We start from the raw sequence: 4872 nt of genomic DNA on the forward strand, positions 1-4872 counted from the left end.
GATGCGTGGGCGCGTCCAACGGCGCGCCGCCCTTTGTCTCGTTGGTCATGGTGCTGCCCTTTCGTCACAGCCGGCCGCCAGCAACTGGTCGGCCAAGAGTCGGATGATGCGCGCTTCCTGCCACTTCGAAAAAGAAGTGGTCGCCGGGCAGCCGTTTCAGGGTGCAGCCGCCCTGGGGCCTCGTCGGCCCAGCCGGCGACCCGCGTGGCATCTGCGTGCGGATCGTCGGCGCCGTGCAGCGCCAGCAGCGCCGCGCGGCCGCCGTAGCTGTACGAGGCCACGAGGTCGAAGTCGGCCTCCAAGGTCGGTAGCAGCAGGGCCAGTATATCGTCGCCCTCGAACACCTCGGCGGGCGTGCCGTTATAGCCGCGCAGCGCCTCGATCAGTCCGGCGCGGTCCAGCTGCGCCAGCGCGCGGCCGCGCTCGGTGGGCCAGTGGCGCGGCGCGACGCATGCCGACACCGCCAGCCCAAGCAGCGGCGCTGGCCGCGATGCGCCCGCAACCGCGCACCATTGGCGCGCGACTTCGTACGCGAGGATGGCTCCGAGGCTGTGGCCGACGAACAGGCTGGGCCGGTCCAGGCGCTCCGGCAGGCCGCGCCAGGCCTCGTGCTGCGCCGTGCTGGAAGCGGTGCAGCGGCGCTTCGCCGCAACGCGTGCCGCGGCCCGGCAGCGGCAGCGCCAGCAGTTCCCAATCGGCGGGCAGCGCCGCCGCCCAGCGCACGTAGGCGGTCGCGCCGGCGCCGGCATAGGGGAAGCAGAACATCCGCAGCGCCGGCTGCGGCACGGCGCGCAGCACGACCCAGGGGTCCAGCAGGGGAATGATGGCGGTGTTCATGATCAGGTCTGCACGAAGGCGCGTTCGACGACGAAATCGCCCGCGCGGCCCACGCCTTCGGACACCTTGAAGCCGCGCGTTTCGAGCAGGCCCTGCAGTTCGTTCAGCATTGCGGTGCTGTCGCAGATCATCGCGCGGTCTTCCTTGGGGTTAAGCGGCGGCAGGCCCATGTTCCGCCACAGCTGGCCGGTGCGTATCAGGTCGGTGATGCGCGCGGAGCGCGGGAAGCCTTCGCGCGACACAGTGGGGTAATAGCGCAGGCCGGCGGCGATGGCGTCGCCCAGGTACTCGTGCTTGGGCAGGCGTTCTGTGATCAGCTCGCGGTAAGCCAACTCGCTGACAGTTGTTGATTTGTATGGGTTTTCATGACTTGTGTATAACGGAATGCGCTAAACCCGCCTCCAACGATTACGATAGAAATTGGTGTTCTCCGAATTTCCACTCTCTGCTCATCATTTCATGTCAACTATGTTCCGAAATCGTCCCCGCCTTCGGAACGCTAATATTAATAATCGAGCCTTCCTTTCAAATGCGTAAAAGGCAGCATCACATTGTTCCGGTACGGTGCACGGAGTTGGAGCTTGCTATACCAACGCTCGACATGTGGAGTATACGGGCGATCGATATCGAGTTCGTAATACCGGTAACAGGTTACCCCAACTGCAATATCTGCCAGACTCAGCCTGTCACCACAAAGAAAATGACGATCAACAAGTTGTCGATCAATCAACCGAATGTGGTCTGCACAATTAGCGATTTTTTGAGAGATGCTATCCCATTGCTGCTTATCTTCCGGCGTACGGTAATAGGACCAGAAAACGCCCGTCAGAAAATCCGGCTGCAATGTTGTTAACATCCAGTCCATCCAGCGTTCTTCAAGCGATCGCGCGAAGGGATCAGATGCCCGGAAGATTTCGCCTCCATATTTGTTTGCGAGGTAACGCAGAATCGTGTGCGATTCCCAGATCGCCTCGCCATCGTCCAACACTACCGGGATACGGCCATGGGGGTTCATCGCTCGAAAAGTCGTATCATCGAGACCACCGAATTGACCACCAGCCGGCCGCCAATCATAGGTTAAGGCTAATTCATCCAGAAGCCACAAAACCTTCTGAACATTGAATGAGTCACGGCGCCCCCAGATCGTCAATCGATTCATCTTCGTCTCCCGTGCTCAATCATTCAACAGTTCACGTCCCAAGCTGCTTATTGCGTAGTTTCTATCAGATTTGGAATCGAATCAGGAGCCCATCGCAAGGCATGGAGTTTCTCCGGGTAGTGTATAGCGAACCTGCGCCACGCGAGCGCAGCCAGCCGCTGGGCGTCCGCGAGCACAATGTTCTCGTCTATCGTTACGACCCTCCCATCCCGGATCACAGGAACACCATCGTTTCGCCGCCGGGGCGTTCAGCGCATGGCTGCCGACGAGCGCAGCGTCCACGACGTCAGCTTGCTCGACGGTGTGGCACGCGCCTTCTACTGGCAGCACCTATTGGACAGCGGTGCGATGCAGAGCGGATCGGCCATCGCTCGGGCCAAAAAAACTGCATCACTCGGTGGTCAATGAACTGCTGCGCCTGACCCTGCTGGCGCCCGACATCATCGAGCAGTTCATGGCGGGCAAGCAGCCGCGTCGGCTGACCCTGATGTGGTTCCAGCGAAACCTCCTGGCGATCGACTGGCATGCCCAGCGCCAGCTCATAGCCAGTTGCTGCGTGGCAAGTTGTCGGCGTCTTGGCGGGTGCAACGCGAGGCGCTGGCAGCCGGACTTGCCGTCCATGCCAAGTCCCCAGAAATCGGTGACCAAGCCGCGCTCGGCCGGCGTCTGCGCGTCGTCGGCCTGCGAGTAGAACACCGGCACGTTCAGCGCGTGGCAGCGCCGCCGCAGCGCGGCGATGTTGGCCACCATCTCGCGCAGCAACGAGGCGTCGGCCGGATAGAACTGCAGGAAGTAGCGCTGCATGTCGTGGATCAGCACGGCGCAGTGATGGCGTTCGGGCCACCAGGCGACGCGGTTGGCCGCCCAAGCGCCGGCCGTGGGAATGGGGTAGTCCTCAATGCGTGGAATGCTCATGGCTGGTCGCCCTCCTTGGCCGTAGCGCAGATACCGGGATCGGTGCGCGGATCGGCCTCGAAGGAGATTTTCGAGCGGTCCGGCGTGACGGCCAGCAGCGTTACCGAGCGCGCGGCCCACTGGCGGTGCCAGACGCCGCGCGGCACCACCAGCACGCAGCCGGCGCGCGCCAGCGTCAGCACCGGCTTCGGGCCGGACAACAACGTCACCTCGACTTCGCCGTCGAGCACGTAGAGCAACTCGTCGGCGTCCGGGTGGCATTCCCACGGCGAGACACCGCTGAAACGGCCGACATAACGGCCCCCTGGTTGAAGGTGGCCAGGCGGGGGAAGGCGGCGGCATCCTCATCGGCGTTGCTGACGGTGCCGGCCACCAGCCCGGCCAGGGCGGCGTGCACGTCGTGGGCGCGCAAATCAGTGGCGCAGATACCGGGATCGGTGCGCGGATCGACCTCGAAGGAGATTTCCGAGCGGTCCGGCGTGACGGTCAGCAGCGTTACCGAGTGCGCGGCCCACTGGCGGTGCCAGACGCCGCGCGGCACCACCAGCACGCAGCCGGCTCGCGCCAGCGTCAGCACCGGCTTCGGGCCGGACAACAACGTCACCTCGACTTCGCCGTCGAGCACGTAGAGCAACTCGTCGGCGTCCGGGTGGCATTCCCACGGCGAGGCACCGCTGAAACGGCCGACATACACGGCCCCCTGGTTGAAGGCGGCCAGGCGGGGGAAGGCGGCGGCATCCTCATCCGCGTTGCTGACGGTGCCGGCCACCAGCCCGGCCAAGGCGGCGTGCACGTCGTGGGCGCGCAAATCGGCGCCGCTCATGATTGCACCTGCGGGCTGGACGAAGCAGAGGCGGCCGGCGGACGCGACACAGCCTGGGCATGCTGGGCGTATGGTTCCGCCGGGGTCGCGTGGAGCGGCGCCGCATCGCGTTCGGCGGCCAGTTTGGCGGCGATTATTTCGCGCAGCGCCTTCTTGCTGACTTTGCCGACGCCGGTCTGGGCGAAGCTGGGCAGCAGTTCGAGTCGGTCGGGCAGTTTGAAGTCGGCCACGCCGCAATCGCGCAGGAAGCGCCTCAGCTCGGCCAGCGCGGGCGGCGCGCCGCGCGCGATGACGAAGGCGCAGCTGCGCTCGCCGAGGAAGTCGTCGGGCATCGCCACCAGGGCGACGTCGAGCACCGCCGGATGGCTCAGCAACAGGTTCTCGACCTCTTCGGCGGCCACCTTGTCGCCGCCCCGGTTGATCAGATCCTTGACACGACCCTCGACCACCAGGTGGCCGGAAGGCAACTGGCGCGCCAAGTCGCCGGTGCGGTAGAAGCCGTCGCTGGTGAAGGCGCGGGCGTTGTGCTTGGGCGCGTTGAAGTAGCCACGGATGGTGTATGGACCGCGCGTCAGCAGATTGCCGACGGCGCCGAGCGGCAGCGCGACGTCGTCGTCGACGATGCGGATCTCGCCGGCCGGCGAGATCGGCTGGCCCTGGGTGGTGGTGATGGCCTCGTCGCCGTCCTCGGCGCGGGTGTAGCAGACCAGGCCCTCGGCCATGCCGAACACCTGCTGCAAACGGCAGCCCAGCAGCGGTCCCACGCGGCGCGCCGCCTCCTCGCTGAGTTTGGCGCCGCCGACCTGCAGCAGGCGCAAGCTGGACAGGTCGGGCCGCAGCGCCGGTGCCTGCTCCATCCATATCAAGACCAGCGGCGGCACCAGAGCGGTGATGGTGACGCGCTCGTCGGCGATCAGATCGAAGGCCTGCTCCGGATCGCCACCCTGGGCGAACACCACACGGCCGCCGGCGTGCAGCACGCCGAGTATGCCCGGCGAGCTGAGCGGGAAGTTGTGCGCCACCGGCAGCACGGCCAAGTAGACGCTGTCGGCGTCGAGCTGGCAGATGTTGGCGCTGGCGCGGATGCTGTAGGCGTAGTCGGCGTGGGTGCGCGGGAACAGCTGCCACAGCAGGCCGG

At 65.4% G+C, this 4872-nt stretch carries 6 protein-coding genes and 2 pseudogenes; 1 reads left to right on the plus strand and 7 read right to left on the minus strand.

Annotated elements, in window-relative coordinates:
* From VTU_RS34660 to VTU_RS31170, 4 genes and pseudogenes are all read right to left on the minus strand, one after another.
* Window positions 1–695 (minus strand): thioesterase II family protein (locus tag VTU_RS34660; RefSeq protein WP_369021513.1); only part of this gene is annotated, 695 nt, incomplete at its 3' end.
* Window positions 631–837 (minus strand): annotated as a pseudogene (locus VTU_RS35665) (thioesterase II family protein); the annotation flags it as partial. The pseudogene VTU_RS35665 and the gene VTU_RS34660, both read right to left, overlap by 65 nt.
* A gap of 2 nt (window positions 838–839) precedes the next feature.
* Window positions 840–1169 carry a ferredoxin reductase domain-containing protein gene (locus VTU_RS25745; protein WP_010101437.1) on the minus strand — a complete coding sequence of 110 codons (330 nt, stop codon included), beginning with the start codon at window positions 1167–1169 and terminating at the stop codon, window positions 840–842.
* A 173-nt stretch (window positions 1170–1342) separates the two neighbouring features.
* A complete protein-coding gene (locus tag VTU_RS31170; RefSeq protein WP_010101438.1) occupies window positions 1343–1996 on the minus strand; it encodes a glutathione S-transferase in 654 nt (217 codons plus the stop codon).
* A gap of 177 nt (window positions 1997–2173) precedes the next feature.
* Here VTU_RS31170 and VTU_RS31175 point away from each other — a divergent pair.
* Window positions 2174–2546 (plus strand): annotated as a pseudogene (locus VTU_RS31175) (hypothetical protein); the annotation flags it as partial.
* A gap of 361 nt (window positions 2547–2907) precedes the next feature.
* On the opposite strand, the gene VTU_RS0105010 reads toward VTU_RS31175, so the two are convergent.
* The 3 genes from VTU_RS0105010 to VTU_RS25760 all read right to left on the minus strand — a co-directional run.
* Window positions 2908–3141: a hypothetical protein gene (locus tag VTU_RS0105010; protein WP_029554121.1), complete on the minus strand. Its 234-nt coding sequence runs from the start codon at window positions 3139–3141 to the stop codon at window positions 2908–2910.
* On the minus strand, window positions 3117–3734 hold the full coding sequence (locus VTU_RS30625; RefSeq protein WP_010101443.1) for a cupin domain-containing protein: 618 nt from the start codon (window positions 3732–3734) through the stop codon (window positions 3117–3119). Before VTU_RS30625 ends, VTU_RS0105010 begins: the two co-directional genes overlap by 25 nt.
* Window positions 3731–4872, minus strand: a 1142-nt coding sequence (locus tag VTU_RS25760; protein WP_010101446.1) for a (2,3-dihydroxybenzoyl)adenylate synthase, incomplete at its 5' end; no start/stop codon positions are given. The genes VTU_RS30625 and VTU_RS25760, both read right to left, overlap by 4 nt.

Source organism: Verminephrobacter aporrectodeae subsp. tuberculatae At4, assembly GCF_000193225.1.
GTDB classification, from domain to species: Bacteria; Pseudomonadota; Gammaproteobacteria; order Burkholderiales; family Burkholderiaceae_C; genus Acidovorax; species Acidovorax aporrectodeae.

Bases quoted from the DNA above. Each gene is read 5' to 3' on its own strand.
- VTU_RS30625 (WP_010101443.1), bottom strand. From the start codon at position 3,734: ATGAGCGGCGCCGATTTGCGCGCCCACGACGTGCACGCCGCCTTGGCC.
- VTU_RS31170 (WP_010101438.1), bottom strand. From the start codon at position 1,996: ATGAATCGATTGACGATCTGGGGGCGCCGTGACTCATTCAATGTTCAG.